We start from the raw sequence: 16284 nt of genomic DNA on the forward strand, positions 1-16284 counted from the left end.
AGCTGGCAACGCGCTGGCCGGTCAGGGTTTCGACACACCGTCTCGCTGCGTGTCGCTGTCCTGGACGGTCGATGAACTGGTCGTCGTCGGCCGCCCGTCTTCATCGAGCTGACGGTTCGGATTCGTTCCGTCATCCGCCTCGTCTTCTTCCTTCAGACCGCTTCTGAAATTTTTCACCCCTTTGGCGACATCGCCCATTACCCGTGGGAGCTTACCGGCTCCGAAGATAATCAGGACGATCACCAGAATCAGAACGACCTGCCAAACACCCAAACCCATAATGATGCTACTCCGGAAGCTGCAGACGGTCGATTTCGACCGTCGTCTTTGTCGGTCGGAATGATGGCAGAAACACTATGTCATAGCAATGGCGGTCACCGGGGGCGGTCACCGGGGCCGTTCACCGGATCGGGGGATGCAGAACCCGGCAGGGTTCGGGTTAAATCTGTCCCTCGCCGTCCCGGTCGTCATGGGGCCGATCCGGCCCCCCTTCGTGGCCATCGTCCGGCCGATCCGATACATTGTCACGATCCAGCATGCCGGCCGCCTTCAGTTCCTCCAGCGCCGGAAGGTCGTCCAGCGATCCGAGGTCGAATTGCGCCAGAAAGCCGTCGGTCGTAGCCCAGGTGAGCGGTCGTCCGGGGCTTCTGCGGCGGCCACCGGGCTTGATCCAGCCGGCATGAATCAGCGCATCCAGAGTCCCCTTGTTGGTCGCAACGCCGCGAAGGTCCTCGATTTCAGCGCGTGTAACGGGTTGGTGATAGGCGATGATCGCCAACGTCTCGATGGCCGCACGCCCCGGCTTCTTAAAGACTTGCCGGGTTGTCCTCAGATGTGGCGTCAGGTCGGGGGCTGTCCGGAAGGCGTATCCGCCGGCCGCTTCAGTCAGAATGACGCCGCGTCCGGCATATCGCTCGGCCAGATCCGACATGATGAGATCCAGATCGGCAGATTCCGGCAGCAAGGCACGCAGATCCCGGGGTGGGACCGGCGACGGCGCCGAGAACAGGACAGCTTCGACCAAGCGTACATGATCCACCGGTCCATTCAAAACACCGGTCATCGAACCTGATAGTGGATCTTCTTCGGCATTTCCGCCGTCCCCCGCGGGGTGGTCGGGATGCTCGGGACTGCTATTCATTCTCGGTGGTCCCGGCGCTCGTCTGCCGAACCCGATCCGGTGACGCCCGGACATATATCGGCGCAAAGGGTTGGTTCTGGCGAAGTTCGACTTTTCCGGATTTGGCCAATTCCAGTGCCGCCACGAAATGGGACGCCAGAGCCGAACGTGAATGAAGCTTGTCGACCAGCGACTTGGGCAGGAAACCTTCCAGTCGATTCCAACCGGGAAACACGCCGAGCAGATGGCTGAATCGCCGGACCGCTTCGTCAACCGACACGAGGTTGAGCCGGGTACGATAGGTTTCGCCAATCACCTCCGACGGCCGCCGGTGTTCAGCGTATGCCTTAAGAAGATCGTAGAGGGATACATCGTAAGCTGTTGTCTTGACGGACTGAAGTTCGGGCGTCCGGCCGCTTGCATACCAATCGCGTCCAACGATCCGGCGCGCCATCAGGGCCTCGCCGGCACGCCGCATGGCGTCAAGCCGCTGCAGGCGCCGGGTGAAGGCAGCTGCCAGTTCCTCGCCGCTCGGCTCATCGTCCTCGGTCTCATCAGCAGGCAACAGCAGCCGGGACTTCAGATAGGCCAGCCACGCGGCCATAACGAGATAGTCAGCGGCCAGTTCGATCCGAAGATTTTCCGCTTGCTCGATGAAATCCAGGTACTGGTTGGCAAGTGCCAGAACCGAAATCTTCGACATGTCGACCTTTTGCGCCCGAGCCTGATCGAGCAGCAGATCGATCGGCCCTTCATAGCTTTCGAGCGCCACGAACAGTTCCCCGGCAGCATCTTTCGCATGATCGCCACCAGCCGGCTTCGCGTCCTCTTGAAACGTTTCGGTCTGCCCAGCTACTGGTCCCGTCATCGATCGGCCACCGGTGTGTCGGCCCGGGTCGATGCCGCGTTGTCCGGGGCCGACGCGGCAGGCGGCGCAAACTCGGCGTACTCGTGCGCCCATTGGCCGGGTCGCGCCTGGCTTGCGGCCATTTGCCAACGCTTCAGGCGGGCCAAACCATCCCGGCTCAAGGGACGGGCGGCTTCCAGCGCGGAGGCCAGACGACGTGGTGACGGATCGCAGTACAGGGCGATATCGCATCCGGCGTCGAGGCACCGCGCCACACGCTCATTCGGGGAACCTGTCAGCGCACCCATAGCCAGATCGTCGGTTGTCAGTAAACCGTCGAAGCCGATCTTGCCGCGGATGATGTCTTGTATGACGGTCGGGGATAGCGTTGCCGGCAGGTCCGGATCGACATCAGCATACACGACGTGAGCCGTCATCCCCCAGGAAAGGTCCGCGAGCGCTGCGAACGGGACGAAATCTGACGCTTCAAGCAGGTCCAGCGGGGCATCGACCCGAGGGAGGCCGTGATGGCTGTCTAGTTTTGCCCGGCCATGCCCCGGCAGGTGTTTCATGACCGGCGCAACACCGGCACTTGAAAGACCGTCGGCCATGGCGCGCCCCAGAACGGCTACCCGGTGCGGGTCCGATCCAAAAGCGCGGTCGCCCACGACGCTGCTGGCACCGTCGAACAGAAGATCGAGAACGGGCGCGGCATCGACCGTGATGCCCAACTCGGCCAGCATGAGACCGATGATCCGCCCGTGGGCGCCGATCTTTGCGGCAGCCAACTGCGGATCGCACCGGTCCAATTCGGCGTAACGTCCCGGCGCCGGTAGATCAGGCCATTCCGGCGGCCGCAACCGCTGCACCCGGCCGCCTTCCTGATCGATCATCACGGGCGCGTCGCACCGACCGACAAGATCACGGAACTCGGCGGTAAGCGCCCGGATCGAGTTTGCATCCGCGCAGTTGCGCCGAAACAGGATCAAGCCCAGGGGATTGGCACGTGCGATCAGCCGTCGCTCTTCGGCGGTAAATGTGGCCCCACTACATCCGATCAGGATTGCCGCTGGATCCGCCATCGCTGGTATCCCTTGTCCTCGAAAGGCTGGCAACCGACGCGCTATCGGCTCACCACGATACAACCGGCGTTCCGGCTCTCCAACTCGCGGCAGACCTGCTCGGCCGCCTCCCGCGTTAATGGGCCGGCCTGAAGCCTGTACCAGCTTCGTCCGGAGATGTCAGCTTCCTGCACCGTCATCGAGAGGCCGCCGAGCAGATCGGAATGGCGCCCCGACAGTCGCGACCATTCGCCGCGCGCAGCATCCGCACTGTCGACCGAACCCAACTGAACACGGAACCCGCCATCGGGTGTCGCTGCGATCGGTTGGCCATTTGCAGAGTCCTGTTCCGGTCCATCATCGGGTCGATCGCCATCGGTATCCGGCGAGACAGGCACCTGACCGGCTTCCGGTTCGGTTTGATCGGCGGGGCCTTCCTGGACCGGCCTCGGGTCCATCCCGGAGGGGGCGTCGTCAAGAATGCCCATCTGTTCGATCAAGGCCGCTATCTGGTCTTCCCGTCCGTCAAAACCCACCGCCGGCTCGCTGGCGGGCTCTTCGGCAGGATCGGCACCGTCTTCAGGCGAGCTCTCAGCCGGCGTCGGTATCGAATTGAAACCAAACGGTTCTACGTCCTGCGTTTCCGGGATAACGGGAGGGTCCGACAGGCCGTCGCGTCCGGCAATGGCAAAGCCTTCGCCCTCAGGCTGTTCGACAGCATCCGGCAATGGGACCGGCTCCTCGGGTCCGGGCAACAGGCTCTCCACCCGATCCGGTGCGTGACGTCCGCCCAAAGTCTGCAGGATCTGACGGTTCTGATGCGGAACTTCGAGCCCGCCGGCATCCACCGGCCGTTCCTTGTATGGACCGTCGATGGCGGCGATAAGCGGCGCATCCTCCGGCAAGCCTCCGATCGACGGATCATCCGAGAACAACCAGAACGCACCGCCACCAACGATCAGGATAACCGCAGCCACACCGGCCAGCAGGCGAAACCGATAACCTGCCGGCCCGTCATCCGGGGGCTCGATCCACGGCCCATTTTCCGAACCGTCATAGTCGTCGTCATCGTCAATGTCGTCGATGAATTCCCCGTGACCGTAAGCTTGTCCATAAGCTTGTCCGGGGCCCCCGCCAGCGTCCTGATCCCGGTGCCGGTTGCCATCATGGTCGAACCCGTCTCCAGCCCCGGATCCGGCATGAGCCTCCGGTTCGTACCAGGAATTCGTACGGGGCGCAGGCTGACGATCGGGAACGCCGTCGGACCCATCGTGCCTTCCATCCATTGTCGGGGATCTTCGCCGATAGTCGGTCATGAAACGTTCCGATTAATTGGTCATAAGCGCACGGTCACGACAGGATCGCCGCCTGCTCAGTCGCTGCCCGGTCGGTCAGTGCGATGATCCGGTCCATCATCGCCCGGATCCAGGCCTCGCGGCGCAACGGGATACGCTCAACATTCGCGATCGTATTGAGCACCGCCTGATTTCGGATCGACACTGCACTTGTGTCCACCATAACTTCACGGTCGTAAAGGGCTGCGGCGAAATTTTCCAGCACCGTGCGCACGACCCGCTCAGCCTTCAGATCGGCGACGACCCGGCTCTGGAAGTCGTAAAGCTTGGGCTTGCTGATCTGGCGGATCCCACCAAGAACGTCGGCCGCCGGGATACACGTCAGCAGCGAATCGTCGAACCGGCCGTCCATAATCGTGTCGTAGTTGTCGAAAAAGGCGTCGACGGACTGGTTGACCAGCGTTTTCACAGCCTTCGCCCGAAGGAATACGATACGCTTTTCATCACTCTCCAGGTCGGCATAGTCCGACCGAGGTGTCCCTGCGAGCGGCTGGAGAAGATCCTCGACCTCTCGATACGACAGCGCACCGACAGCGTAACCATCCTCCAGATCCGTCACGAGATAGCAGTCATCGGCGCATTCCAGGGCGGTCGCCAGCGGATGGCGCATCCAGTGCCCTGGCGCCAGTTCCGGAAGGCCGCAGGCCTCGAACGCCTCCCTGAACAGCGGTAGTTCGCCCTCGAAGCATCCGAATTTCCGCAGCGACGGCCGGGCCTCGCCGGGTATCTCTGGTGCAGTCCACGGATACTTGGTATAGGTGCAAAGCGCCGCGGCGGTAAGCTGCAGGCCGCCGGTCTGCCGCCACCCTTCGATCCGGGTCAGAATTCGAAACCCCTGGGCATTGCCTTCCCAGTGGGTGAGTTCGTGTGACATCCGGGCGCTGAGACCCTGTCTGAGTTCCCGGCCCAGTGGGCTGGATTGCCACCATTCCGACGCGATATCCTCCGAAAGGTGGCCGAAAGGTCCGTGGCCGATATCGTGCCCGGCCGCGGCCGCGGCGAGCAGATGGCCGAATGTCGGCGGATCGACCTCCAGTTCCGGGTGTCTCCGGCAAATACGCTCGCCCACCAGAAATCCGATCGTGCGCGCGACGCGAACGATTTCGGCGGTATGGGTCAGGCGGGACCGCACATAGTCGCTGCCGACGATGCTGCCATGGACCTGGCGCTTGTCCTGCAGCGATCGGAACGCCGCCGACCATGTGATGCGATCCTGATCGATCTCGAACGCCGTCCGGTACCGGTGGTCGGACGGTTGGACCGCCTCCCCGCCAACCCGGTGCTTCGACATCAACTGCGTCCACTCCAGACCACTCATCTCGAACTATTCATCCTCCTCGGACCGGTTCCGCTGGAAAAAGCAGCCCCCTCGTAGCGAGCCGGCATTGCGCAGCGCCAATTGGCTTATACATAATGGATGTGGCAAAATGCGACTGTCACGCAAAGCACCGAATTCAGGATCTGTTCCATGAGCGACGCGATACAATCGGCAACCGCTGAACGAACCGATGTCAGAACCGATGACGGGCCGACAACCGGCGGGCGGGTCATAACGATATCGGACAGCGCCGTTCGGCGTGTGCGGCAAATGATCGAACGGCGCGCCGATGACACGCTCATTCTGCGGGTCTCGGTCAGCGGTGGAGGATGCTCCGGTTTTCAATACGGAATCGGCTTCGACAACGCCGTCCACGAGGACGATCTGGTGTTCGAGCGCGATGGGGTCCGTTTGGCCGTCGACGACGTTTCGCTGGACCTTCTCGACGGGTCAGAGGTCGATTTCGTCGAGGAACTGATTGGGGCCTCGTTCCAGGTCCGCAATCCCAATGCAGCGTCATCGTGCGGATGCGGTACGTCTTTCTCGATCTGATCATAACCCGGTGTATTTGGTGACGCCGTCGCAAACGTCCCTGGTAGAGCGGACGGCAACCGTTTGCGCCCGCAGCCCCAGAATAAGAAGAAAACGCGATGTCCGACACCCGATCCGACAAAACCGCCGAGACCGGAAACTCGACAGGGAACGAGGACTCAACCGCCGGTGAGGCCGTCCTCTCGATCGCTACCTGGAACGTCAATTCGATCAAGGCGCGGCTCGATGGCGTCTGCCGATGGCTGGTGGACGAACGTCCGGATATTGCCTGCTTGCAGGAACTCAAATGCGAAACCGGAAAATTCCCCTACGACGCGTTGGCAGAACTCGGTTACGCGGCTGAGGTGCACGGACAGAAGAGCTACAACGGCGTCGCAATTCTTCACCGTCATACTGCAACGAATGTCGCACGCGGACTGCCCGGCGACGCCAGCGATTCCCACGCTCGGTACATCGAAGCCGATATCGCTGGTGTTCGCGTGGTCTGCCTCTATCTGCCCAACGGCAATCCGGCCATGACAGGCGAAAGCTACAGCGAAAAATATCGATACAAGCTGGCATGGCTGGACCGGTTGCATGATCGCCTCGCGGCGCTGCTTGCCGAAGAAATACCCGTGGTGGCCTGCGGCGACTACAACGTCATTCCCGATGCGATCGACTGTTACGATCCACGGGCCTGGGAGACCGACGCCCTGTTCCTGCCCGACACGCGCCGGGCATTCCGCCGAATCGCAAATATGGGCTATTACGACGCCTTTCGCGCGCTTCATCCGGATGACGCCGGGGCCTACACGTTCTGGGACTATCAGGCAGGCGCGTGGCAGCACAACCACGGCATCCGTATCGACCACGCGCTATTGTCGCCGCAGGCGGTGGATCGTCTTGACGCCGCCCGCATCGACAGCGCGCCGCGCGGCCGCGACAAGGCTTCCGATCACACTCCCCTGGTCATCACGCTGCGTCGGCAACTCGCGGACCAGTAGTCGATTTCTCCGCTTTCCTCTCGCCTACAGATTTTTTTAAACAATTTGCGCGAAGCTGATTTCGCGTAATGGTTGTCGGGATCCCCTTTTTGGCGGGAGGACGTTCATGGCTGGACGGTTTGGCCGTTTTGTCGCGGCAATTGCCGTCATTTGTGCGCCTCTGGCCGGCGCGCTCACTGTTGCCGATTCAGCCGCGAACGATCTGGTCTCTTTCCGGATCGGGACCGGCGGCAGTGGCGGCACCTATTTTCCCATTGGCCGCAGCATGGCCGAGGGAATATCGAGCCTGTCGATGAGCAGCGCCTGCGACGGCCGGGACTGCCCGCCGTCGATCCTCGCAGTTGCACAGACCTCGAACGGTTCTGTTGCCAACATTGAATCCCTGGCCGAAGGCGGGCTGGAAGGAGGATTCGCCCAGGCGAATATCGTCCATTGGGCTCATACCGGAACGGGAATGTTCGATGGCGAACAGCCGCATGGCGATCTGCGGGCGATAGCCAATCTTTATCCCGAAGCCATGCACCTCGTAACAGCGGCTGAAGCGGGGATAACCGGACTCGCCGGTATCGAAGACCACAGAATATCGCTGGATGAACCTGGATCGGGAACGCTGGTCGATGCCCAGTACCTCCTCGCGGCATTCGAGATTACCGACGACATGTTCAATGCCGAATACATGAAAGCCGACCTTGCGCTGGAAAGAATGGCCGCAGATTTGCTGGACGGGTTTTTCGCCGTCGCCGGTCCGCCTTTGCGCAGCCTCATCGCCAGCGATACGCTTCGGCCCGGCGACTACCGCATCGTCCCGATCGATGGTGCGCCGGCACGCCGGCTCCTGGCCGATCACCCCTTCTATACCGCGCTAACCATACCTGGCGGCACATACCCCGATCACCCATCGGTTGAGACCGTAGGGATCGGCGCGCAATTCATCACCCATGCCCGTCTGCCCGACGACATCGTCTACGAGGTCACGCGGCTTTTATGGGCGGAAGAGACGCAAAGGCGCCTGTCAGCCGGGCACCGAATGGGTGGCAACATCAATCTGTCGTCGGCGCTGGAGGGGCTTTCGATACCGCTTCATCCGGGGGCTGCCCGCTTCTATCGCGAACACGGTCTCATCGACTGAGTCTGGGAGTCCTGATGGCACAGATCGAAGCAGAACCCTGCTCGTTCGACGCATCCGATGTCGCGCCCCCGTCAAACGGGGACAGACGAGGCAATACGATCCTGGCCAAACTGTCATGGGGGCATGGGCGCCGGATTCTGCCGCTCCTGTTCGGTGCAATGGTCCTCGTCGTCAATATCGGCATCGGCCTCTATGTCCATTCGATGCTTTCGACCGTCAGCGACAGCCTGCCTGTCGACATGATCAGTCAAGAGCGGGACATGGTCCAGATCGGACAGAATTTTTCCGATCTCATGATCAGAACCGAAGTCGCGCGCAACAACGCTACCGACAGAAACGTCGGATCGATCCTGCAATCGCTCTACGACATTCAGGTATCGACCGAGGAACTCCGCCGATCGCAGTCTTTCGACCGGATTACCGGCGCCGCGGCTCTGCATGCGGCAATCAGCCCCGCAATCAGCGATATGGATAGCTGGCTCACGCACGGGCTTTACGGCCATCCGCCGAAATCGCCTGTCATCCTGGAACTGGTCTACAATCGCGCGCGCGAGACCGGCGAGAAAGTCCGCGACCTGTTGTTGGACAACCACGTAAGCGCCATGGGGCTGCTGTCGATACAACAGGAGCGGCTGAGCACATTTCGCAACAGTCTGATCGCCCTTCTCGTTCTGGTCGGCCTGTTATGCGTTGGCGGTTCGATCGGCTTCATCCGCTACCTGGAGCAACGTCGGCAAACCGAAAGCGCCTTGCGCCACGCCATGGAAGAGGCCGAATTCGCCAATCGGGCAAAGTCTCAGTTCCTCGCCAATATGAGCCACGAACTCCGCACGCCGCTCAACGCAATCATCGGGTTTGCCGAAATCCTGAAGGACCCGATGATCAGTCGGGGCGAAGACGCCAAGGGTGCGGAATATGCCGAGGACATTCACAAGAGCGGCATCCATCTTTTGTCCCTCATCAACGACCTCCTCGATCTTTCGAAGATCGAAGCGGGCCGGGCAACGCTCAGCGACGATACGATTCAGTTGCCCTATACCGTGGCCGCGACACTTCGGTTGGTGGAGACGCGCGCCGAAAAGCACGGCATCACGTTGGTGAAATCGGTAGCGAGTGGCGCGGAGTTAATTCGGGCGGACGAGCGCAAACTGAAACAGATTCTCCTCAACCTACTCAGCAATGCCGTGAAATTCACGCCGGAAGGCGGTCGAATCGAGGTCAGTACGGCCCTCGCGGGCTCCGGTGCGCTCCTCATCAGCGTTTCCGACAACGGCATCGGCATCGCCGAGGCCGATATACCCAAGGTCATGAGTCCGTTCGGACAGGTCGAAAGCTCCCTCAATCGGCGATTTGAAGGCAGTGGTCTTGGATTGCCACTGGTAAAGGCACTCGCCGAATTGCACGGCGGGGATATGGATCTGGACAGCGAGCCGAATGTCGGCACCACCGTCACGGTTATATTGCCGGCAGATCGAATACTCCAACACGAACCGCAATCCCGCCAGCCGGAAGCTGCGGCCCAATAGCCGGAACCAGCAGAGGGGACCAGGTGCCGGGACTCTCACAATTCGGCACTGGCCGGTGACGGCCCTTCGCCCGTCAAGGGAACGCATCCACGTGACGTGCCGTAGAATCGACCTTCGGAAGGTCGATTCTCATTGCCGATTGCGATAGGAAGGGGGCGCTCGGCCGGGGGAAGTGCTACACAGTCGGTTGGGGACGAGCCCCCTGGCGCGTGTGCGCCTCTCCCCGGGACCCAGTATTCGGGGCCATGGATTGGCCGAAGAATGATGCGCGATCGTCGCTCGTCGACCATCAGCGAAGAAAGACATGTCATGCTGTCGCAAATTACCGGCTTCCTGTCGAAGGACATGGCTATCGACCTCGGTACGGCAAATACACTCGTCTACGTGAAGGGACGGGGGATCGTGCTGAACGAGCCATCGGTGGTCGCCATTGGTCCCGATAACCGGTCGGGAGGCAGGACCGAGGTTCTCGCCGTCGGTGACGATGCCAAGATGATGGTCGGCCGCACGCCGGGAAATATCCGGGCCATCAGGCCTCTCAGAGACGGTGTGATCGCGGACTTCGAAGTCGCTCAGGCGATGATCCGCCATTTCATCCGCAAGGTTCATCACAACCGGCGGCTGGCTGCCCCCAAGGTGGTGATCTGCGTGCCGGCCGGATCAACGGCGGTTGAACGGCGCGCCATTCGCGAAGCCGCTGAAAGCGCGGGTGCTCGTCGCGTCTACCTGATCGAAGAACCGATCGGAGCCGCCATCGGCGCCGGGCTGCCGGTGACAGAACCCACCGGTTCGATGGTCGTCGATATCGGCGGCGGCACAACCGATTCGGCAGTGATCTCTCTGGGCGGTATCGTCTATTGCGAATCGATAAAGATTGGCGGCGACAGCCTCGATGATGCAATAATCAATCACATGCGGCGTGTGCATAACTTTCTTATCGGCACCCGTACCGCCGAAGCCATCAAGATCGCCGTCGGAAGCGCGCTCCTCCCGACTGACGGGTATGGACGCACGATGTCCGTGCGTGGACGGGATCTGGTAAGCGGCGTCCCGACCGAAGTCGTCGTCACAGAGGCCGAGATGGTCGAAGCGATCGCGGAGCCGCTGTCGTCCATCGTCGATGCCGTTTCGGCAACGCTGGAAAAGGTCGCCCCGGAGCTTTCCGCCGACATCGTCGAGCGCGGGATCGTACTGACAGGCGGCGGCGCGCTTCTTCAGAATATGGATTCACTGTTGCGGCAACGCACGGGCTTGCCATGTTCACTGGCCGAAGAACCGCTGACATGCGTCGCTGTCGGCTGTGGCAAAGCCCTCTATGCGATCAATCGGCTGGAATCGCTGCTTCAGGACGTGGCCTAGCACTCGCCCCTCCTATCCCCATCCCCGGAGACACGAAGCGTCATCCGGGACCCACACGCAGCGCGAGAGCGCTGGCAGTGTGGGCCTCCGGTTCTGCAAAGCGGCATTTAATGCTGCATTGCGTCCGGGGCAGCGGTTTTCTGCGGCGCCGCCCCGCTGCCCCCTCCCCGAAAATGAAAAGATTCCGATGAACCTGAGCTGAACGAACCCCGGCTCTAAACCTTGATCGCGCCTTCGCTGACCAGCTCATCGGTCACCTTGGCGACCCCACGGCCAACTTTCTCGACAATTTCATCGACCTCCTCGCGCGTCATCACCAGGGGCGGTGCAAAACCCAGAATATCGCCATGGGGCATGGCGCGGGCGATAACCCCCTCGGCCAGCACGGCGGCCGACAAGCGAGCACCAACCTTCATCGACGGATCGAAGCGCGTCTTTCGCGCCGGATCTGCGACGAATTCAACGGCTGCCAGCATACCGACGCCTCGGACTTCCCCGACGATCGGGTGATCGCCGAAGGTTTCCGCCAGACGCTGATTGAGATAGCCACCAACGCGTTCAGCGTTGCCGGTCAGGTCGTCGCGCTCGATAACGTCCAGGTTGGCCAATGCGGCGGCCGCTCCGACCGGATGGGCGGAATAGGTATAGCCGTGGCTGAACGGGCCGATACTGTCCGAGGCCTGTTCCAGCACCTTCCACACTTTCTCGCCGACGATTGCCCCGGACAGCGGCTGATACGCACTGGTCAGACCCTTGGCGACGGTGATCAGATCCGGTTTGATCCCATAACGGTCGCATCCGAACGGCGTCCCGATACGGCCAAACCCGCAGACCACTTCGTCCGCGATCAGCAGAATGTCGTATTTCTGAAGGACGGCCTGAATTTCGTCCCAGTATCCTTCAGGCGGCGGAATGATGCCGCCCGTGCCGAGCACCGGTTCGCCGATGAATGCCGCCACGGTATCCGGCCCCTCGGCCAGAATCATTTCCTCCAGTTCCGCCGCACACCGCTTTGAAAACGCACGTTCATCCTCGCCCTCGGTCGCGTGCCAGTAATGGTGGGGTGTACTTGTATGCAGGACCCCCTTCACCGGCAGGTCGAAGGCCGTATGATAGACGGGCAGACCGGTCAGGCTGCCTGACATCACGGATCCGCCGTGATAGCCGCGATGACGGGAGATGATCTTCTTCTTCTCCGGCCGTCCAAGGACGTTGTTGTAGAACCACACCAGCTTGACCTGGGTCTCGTTGGCGTCCGATCCCGACAAACCGAAATAGACACGCGCCATTCCGCCCGGCGCCATGTTGACGAGCCGGTGAGACAGACGAATGGCCGGTTCGTTCGAGTTCATGGCATAGGCGTGGTAGTAGGCCAGCTTGTGGGCCTGTTCCGCGATCGCCTCGGCAACCTCGGTCCGGCCGTAGCCGATATTGACGCAGTAGAGGCCGGCAAACGCGTCGATCAACTGATTGCCATGCTGATCCTGGATGCGGATTCCGCTGCCGCCGGTGACGATGCGCGGCCCGCCCAGTTTGCCGGACGAGTAGTCCTTGAGATTGGTAAAGGGATGAATAAGCGAATGCTGATCCATCTCCTCAAGACTCATATTCTGACGAGATTCGAGTGTCATAGCGAATTTCCTTAATATGGCGGATGAACGTTAGGCATCGACGCCGATGCAGAGGTATTTCAACTCGGTATAGTCGTCCAAACCGTATTTCGAGCCCTCACGCCCCAGACCCGACTGTTTGTGGCCGCCGAACGGTATCGATGGTCCGGTCATCGAGACGGCATTGATTCCGACCATGCCATATTCCAGCGCTTCACCGAGGCGGAACATGCGGCTCATATCGCGCGTGAAGACATAGGCGGCCAAACCGAACGCCGTGGCATTCGCCCGTTCGATGACATCGTCTTCGGTTCGAAACTTCATGATCGGCGCCACAGGGCCGAATGTTTCTTCCCGTGTAATGGCCATATCGTCGGTGACATCGCCCAATACGGTCGGTGCATAGAAACGCTTGCCCAGCTCCGTCAGACGACGTCCACCCGCCAGCAGCGTCGCGCCTTTTCCAAGGGCATCGGCAACGTGCTGCTCACATTTTTCGACTGCTTGCTCGTCCATCAGCGGTCCCAGCCGCACACCGTCGTCAAATCCATTGCCGACGGACAGGTTGTCGGCAGCGGCGGCAAATTTCGCAGCAAACCGATCATACAGCGATTCCTGAATGTAGAGTCTGTTGGCGGCGAGGCAGTCCTGGCCGGTAGTCTGGAATTTGGCGCCGATCGCGCCGGCAACCGCGCGTTCCAGTTCCACGTCGTCGAAGGCGATGAACGGTGCATGACCGCCAAGTTCCATGGACACCTTCTTGACGGTCTCTGCCGATTGACGCAGCAAAATCCGCCCGACTTCCGTCGACCCCGTAAAGCTGATCTTGCGAACGACGTCCGACTCGCAAAGCGCCCCGGCGATGGTTCGACCATCCCCCGTCACGACCTGAAACACGCCGGCTGGAACACCCGCTTCAACCGCCAGCACGGCCAGTGCTGTCGCGGAAAATGGCGTCTCGCTGGCCGGACGCACGATCATCGGACATCCGGCTGCCAAGGCGGCGCCGGCCTTGCGAGTTATCATGGCCGAGGGAAAATTCCACGGCGTTATCGCTGCTGTGACGCCCACCGGCTCCCGGAAAACCAGAAGCCGCTGGCCGTCGCGAAATGGCTGCAGCGTGTCGCCGTCGGCACGCACCGCTTCTTCGGCGAACCAATGAAAAAATCCCGCCGCATAGTCGATCTCACCGCGGCTTTCGGCCAGCGGCTTGCCCTGCTCGAAGGTCATGATGGTGGCCAGATCTTCCTTGTTGGCCAGCATCAGATCGCCCCATCGGCGCAGAATAGCCGAACGCTCCTTCGCCAACAGGCGGCGCCAGCCGGGATAGGCGCGTTTGGCCGCGTCGATCGCCCGCTTCGTATCGGCAGCCCCCAGGTTCGGCACCTGGCCCAGGACGGTTTCATCGGCGGGGTTCCTGACCGTCATCCCGGCCGATCCATCCTGCTGACAGAATTCACCATCGATCAACACGCGCGTCTCGAAGAGATCGGGTCTGGACAGCCGCGCGAACACGCCGTTCTGCGGTGTCTGGACGGATTTCAGTGCTGTTTCCGTCATTGGTCTTCTCCCTCGATCGATTGCGCGGTCCGGCGCGATGCATGCGCGATGACGAGAGACTATGGCCTTTCGGGCAAATGTGGTGCCGAACACCAGCCGTGGCGAAGAATGTTGTTCGTTGCAGGGCTGTCGGCACCGAAGGATCGCCGGTAATGGATTCTGTCGGGCCTTTCACACTGGCCGGTGCCTATTGCTCCAGATGGGGGTCGCCGGCCAGCAAACTGTCGAGCGGCAGGCCGGTGTAGCGCTTGACCGGCTTGGTGACGACATAGGTAAAATACCTTCCTATGCCAATTTCGGCCTCCAGCAAACTGTCGATAAGTTGCTGATAGTGCTGAATGTCACGGCAGATGAGCTTGAGAATATAGTCGATGCCGCCGCCGGTGGCGTGACATTCGACAATCTCGGGAATGGACTGAATCCGGGTTTCGAAGAACTGAAAATCCGCCGCGCCGTGGCGGGACAGGGTAATTTCCGTGAACACGGTGGCGCTGCGTGCGATCCGCGACGGGTTCAGTTCGGCCATATAGCCCCGGACAAGGCCGGCGTCTTCCAGCCGCTTCATCCGTTCGAGGCAAGCGCTGGGCGATAGGCCGACATCCTGCGAAAGGGCGAGTTTGGTGATCCGCCCTTCCCGCTGCAAGGCCGCCAGAATTTTGACGTCGAGTCGATCCAGCGCGTGTTTCATGCTCATGATCTTCAAGCCATTGGCGATCTTCTAGGAGCAGAACTATTGCCTTGCACCGTCGGTGTCACCCGTTTCCGCTATCGGCTCGGAAAATCGGTTGCGATGACGGCCAGGCAGTCGCCTCTTTGTATGAGACCCGGGCAATGCCGAGACAGCACCAACCCGTCATGGCCGGCAAGATAGGTGACGGCCGGCGCCGACGCATCCTCGTGGAAATGGACGCGGCCGACAGGGTCGCCCTTGCGGACGGTTGCTCCCAGGTCGGCCACCATTTCGAACATGCCGGCATGCTCTGACGCGATGAAGCAGTCTGCGTCCGGCGTGTGCATCAGCCGCGTCTCGGCAACAGCGGCCGGCCCGATGCCAAGGGGGTCGGCCGACGCTTCGAGAACGCCGAAGTGACGGAGCAGATTCGTCACGCCGCGATCGGTTATGGCCATGGTTTCGGCGGTCACTCTGCCCGCACCGCCCAGTTCGGTGGAAATGAATGGCTTTCCGAGCGATTCCACGGCGGTGTCGAGCATGCCTTCGTCATCCAGTTCCCGCAGCACAAGTCCGACCGGTGCGCCGAATGCTTTCAGCGCTTCCAGCGTCTGCTGAAACAGCCCCTCATCGTCCAGCTGGTGCATGACGGCGCAGGGTACGAAATCCAGAGTTTTGCCGCCGGAATGAAAGTCGACAACGATGTCGGCGGCGATGACCAACTCGCGATAGACATAGTCCGCGATCATGGCGCTGATGCTGCCGCTGCGCCCACCCGGATAGGCACGGTTCAGATTGACGCCGTCGATCGGCGACAGGCGTGTCGCCGATTTCACAGCCGGAAGGTTAAGCGCCGGCACGATGATCAGACGCCCCGTGATGCTGTCCGGATCGATCGCCCGGCTCAGCTTCATCAGGGAAATCGGCCCTTCGTACTCGTCGCCATGAGCGGCACCCGTAAGCAGAATGGTCGGCCCCCGCCCTTTGCCGACAACGGTGATCGGGATTTGCACGAACCCCCAGGCGCTGTCGTTGCGCGAATGCGGAACACGCAGATAACCGTGCTGCTTGCCATCCTTCCCGAGATCGACTGTGGCGGCTATGCGGGAGGGTGCCTCCCCCAGGGGCGCACCAGGGGATGCAGGATTCGTCGCCAGCACAGGTGTCTCATTCGGGGGCGTCGTCATGTTTTGA

15 protein-coding genes are annotated in these 16284 nt (G+C 61.3%); 5 read left to right on the forward strand and 10 right to left on the reverse strand.

Annotated elements, in window-relative coordinates; all coding sequences use genetic code 11:
- Positions 1-21: 21 nt before the first annotated feature.
- From tatA to dgt, 6 genes are all read right to left on the reverse strand, one after another.
- On the reverse strand, positions 22-279 hold the full coding sequence (tatA, locus tag ABZ728_RS12185; RefSeq protein WP_366656417.1) for a twin-arginine translocase TatA/TatE family subunit: 258 nt from the start codon (positions 277-279) through the stop codon (positions 22-24).
- Between the two features lie 160 nt (positions 280-439).
- On the reverse strand, positions 440-1141 hold the full coding sequence (gene scpB / locus ABZ728_RS12190) for an SMC-Scp complex subunit ScpB (RefSeq protein ID WP_366656418.1): 702 nt from the start codon (positions 1139-1141) through the stop codon (positions 440-442).
- The gene (locus ABZ728_RS12195) at positions 1134-1988 is read right to left on the reverse strand and encodes a ScpA family protein (RefSeq protein ID WP_366656419.1); all 855 of its coding nucleotides are present in this window, start codon (positions 1986-1988) and stop codon (positions 1134-1136) included. The genes scpB and ABZ728_RS12195 overlap by 8 nt, the downstream gene beginning before the upstream one ends.
- Positions 1985-3049 carry a beta-N-acetylhexosaminidase gene (gene nagZ / locus ABZ728_RS12200; protein WP_366656420.1) on the reverse strand — a complete coding sequence of 355 codons (1065 nt, stop codon included), beginning with the start codon at positions 3047-3049 and terminating at the stop codon, positions 1985-1987. The genes ABZ728_RS12195 and nagZ overlap by 4 nt, the downstream gene beginning before the upstream one ends.
- Before the next feature lie 41 nt (positions 3050-3090).
- A complete protein-coding gene (locus tag ABZ728_RS12205) occupies positions 3091-4344 on the reverse strand; it encodes an SPOR domain-containing protein (protein WP_366656421.1) in 1254 nt (417 codons plus the stop codon).
- Positions 4345-4378: 34 nt separating this feature from the next.
- Positions 4379-5701, reverse strand: coding sequence for a dGTP triphosphohydrolase (gene dgt, locus ABZ728_RS12210; protein ID WP_366656422.1), 1323 nt, complete (start codon positions 5699-5701; stop codon positions 4379-4381).
- Positions 5702-5851: 150 nt separating this feature from the next.
- Between dgt and erpA the strand changes: the two genes are divergently transcribed.
- From erpA to ABZ728_RS12235, 5 genes are all read left to right on the forward strand, one after another.
- Positions 5852-6253 carry an iron-sulfur cluster insertion protein ErpA gene (gene erpA, locus ABZ728_RS12215; protein ID WP_366656423.1) on the forward strand — a complete coding sequence of 134 codons (402 nt, stop codon included), beginning with the start codon at positions 5852-5854 and terminating at the stop codon, positions 6251-6253.
- A 98-nt stretch (positions 6254-6351) separates the two neighbouring features.
- A complete protein-coding gene (gene xth, locus ABZ728_RS12220) occupies positions 6352-7236 on the forward strand; it encodes an exodeoxyribonuclease III (protein WP_366656424.1) in 885 nt (294 codons plus the stop codon).
- A 106-nt stretch (positions 7237-7342) separates the two neighbouring features.
- A complete protein-coding gene (locus tag ABZ728_RS12225) occupies positions 7343-8365 on the forward strand; it encodes a TAXI family TRAP transporter solute-binding subunit (RefSeq protein ID WP_366656425.1) in 1023 nt (340 codons plus the stop codon).
- A 14-nt stretch (positions 8366-8379) separates the two neighbouring features.
- Positions 8380-9891, forward strand: coding sequence for a HAMP domain-containing sensor histidine kinase (locus ABZ728_RS12230; RefSeq protein WP_366656426.1), 1512 nt, complete (start codon positions 8380-8382; stop codon positions 9889-9891).
- A 309-nt stretch (positions 9892-10200) separates the two neighbouring features.
- Positions 10201-11250: a rod shape-determining protein gene (locus tag ABZ728_RS12235; protein WP_366656427.1), complete on the forward strand. Its 1050-nt coding sequence runs from the start codon at positions 10201-10203 to the stop codon at positions 11248-11250.
- 215 nt (positions 11251-11465) lie between these two features.
- Here ABZ728_RS12235 and ABZ728_RS12240 read toward each other — a convergent pair whose 3' ends face one another.
- The 4 genes from ABZ728_RS12240 to ABZ728_RS12255 form a co-directional block, all read right to left on the reverse strand.
- Positions 11466-12881: an aminotransferase gene (locus tag ABZ728_RS12240; RefSeq protein ID WP_366656428.1), complete on the reverse strand. Its 1416-nt coding sequence runs from the start codon at positions 12879-12881 to the stop codon at positions 11466-11468.
- A gap of 30 nt (positions 12882-12911) precedes the next feature.
- The gene (locus tag ABZ728_RS12245; protein WP_366656429.1) at positions 12912-14420 is read right to left on the reverse strand and encodes an NAD-dependent succinate-semialdehyde dehydrogenase; all 1509 of its coding nucleotides are present in this window, start codon (positions 14418-14420) and stop codon (positions 12912-12914) included.
- 187 nt (positions 14421-14607) lie between these two features.
- Positions 14608-15114 (reverse strand): Lrp/AsnC family transcriptional regulator, encoded by a 507-nt coding sequence (locus ABZ728_RS12250; protein WP_366656430.1) that lies wholly within the window; start codon positions 15112-15114, stop codon positions 14608-14610.
- Positions 15115-15185: 71 nt separating this feature from the next.
- Positions 15186-16277 carry a succinylglutamate desuccinylase/aspartoacylase family protein gene (locus ABZ728_RS12255; protein WP_366656431.1) on the reverse strand — a complete coding sequence of 364 codons (1092 nt, stop codon included), beginning with the start codon at positions 16275-16277 and terminating at the stop codon, positions 15186-15188.
- Positions 16278-16284: the final 7 nt, after the last annotated feature.

This window comes from Fodinicurvata sp. EGI_FJ10296 (genome assembly GCF_040712075.1).
Classification (GTDB): Bacteria; Pseudomonadota; Alphaproteobacteria; order DSM-16000; family Inquilinaceae; genus JBFCVL01.

Coding starts and splice junctions, on each gene's coding strand:
- tatA (WP_366656417.1), bottom strand. CDS start 279: ATGGGTTTGGGTGTTTGGCAGGTCGTTCTGATTCTGGTGATCGTCCTG.
- scpB (WP_366656418.1), bottom strand. CDS start 1,141: ATGAATAGCAGTCCCGAGCATCCCGACCACCCCGCGGGGGACGGCGGA.
- ABZ728_RS12195 (WP_366656419.1), bottom strand. CDS start 1,988: ATGACGGGACCAGTAGCTGGGCAGACCGAAACGTTTCAAGAGGACGCG.
- nagZ (WP_366656420.1), bottom strand. CDS start 3,049: ATGGCGGATCCAGCGGCAATCCTGATCGGATGTAGTGGGGCCACATTT.
- ABZ728_RS12205 (WP_366656421.1), bottom strand. CDS start 4,344: ATGACCGACTATCGGCGAAGATCCCCGACAATGGATGGAAGGCACGAT.
- dgt (WP_366656422.1), bottom strand. CDS start 5,701: ATGAGTGGTCTGGAGTGGACGCAGTTGATGTCGAAGCACCGGGTTGGC.
- erpA (WP_366656423.1), top strand. CDS start 5,852: ATGAGCGACGCGATACAATCGGCAACCGCTGAACGAACCGATGTCAGA.
- xth (WP_366656424.1), top strand. CDS start 6,352: ATGTCCGACACCCGATCCGACAAAACCGCCGAGACCGGAAACTCGACA.
- ABZ728_RS12225 (WP_366656425.1), top strand. CDS start 7,343: ATGGCTGGACGGTTTGGCCGTTTTGTCGCGGCAATTGCCGTCATTTGT.
- ABZ728_RS12230 (WP_366656426.1), top strand. CDS start 8,380: ATGGCACAGATCGAAGCAGAACCCTGCTCGTTCGACGCATCCGATGTC.
- ABZ728_RS12235 (WP_366656427.1), top strand. CDS start 10,201: ATGCTGTCGCAAATTACCGGCTTCCTGTCGAAGGACATGGCTATCGAC.
- ABZ728_RS12240 (WP_366656428.1), bottom strand. CDS start 12,881: ATGACACTCGAATCTCGTCAGAATATGAGTCTTGAGGAGATGGATCAG.
- ABZ728_RS12245 (WP_366656429.1), bottom strand. CDS start 14,420: ATGACGGAAACAGCACTGAAATCCGTCCAGACACCGCAGAACGGCGTG.
- ABZ728_RS12250 (WP_366656430.1), bottom strand. CDS start 15,114: ATGAGCATGAAACACGCGCTGGATCGACTCGACGTCAAAATTCTGGCG.
- ABZ728_RS12255 (WP_366656431.1), bottom strand. CDS start 16,277: ATGACGACGCCCCCGAATGAGACACCTGTGCTGGCGACGAATCCTGCA.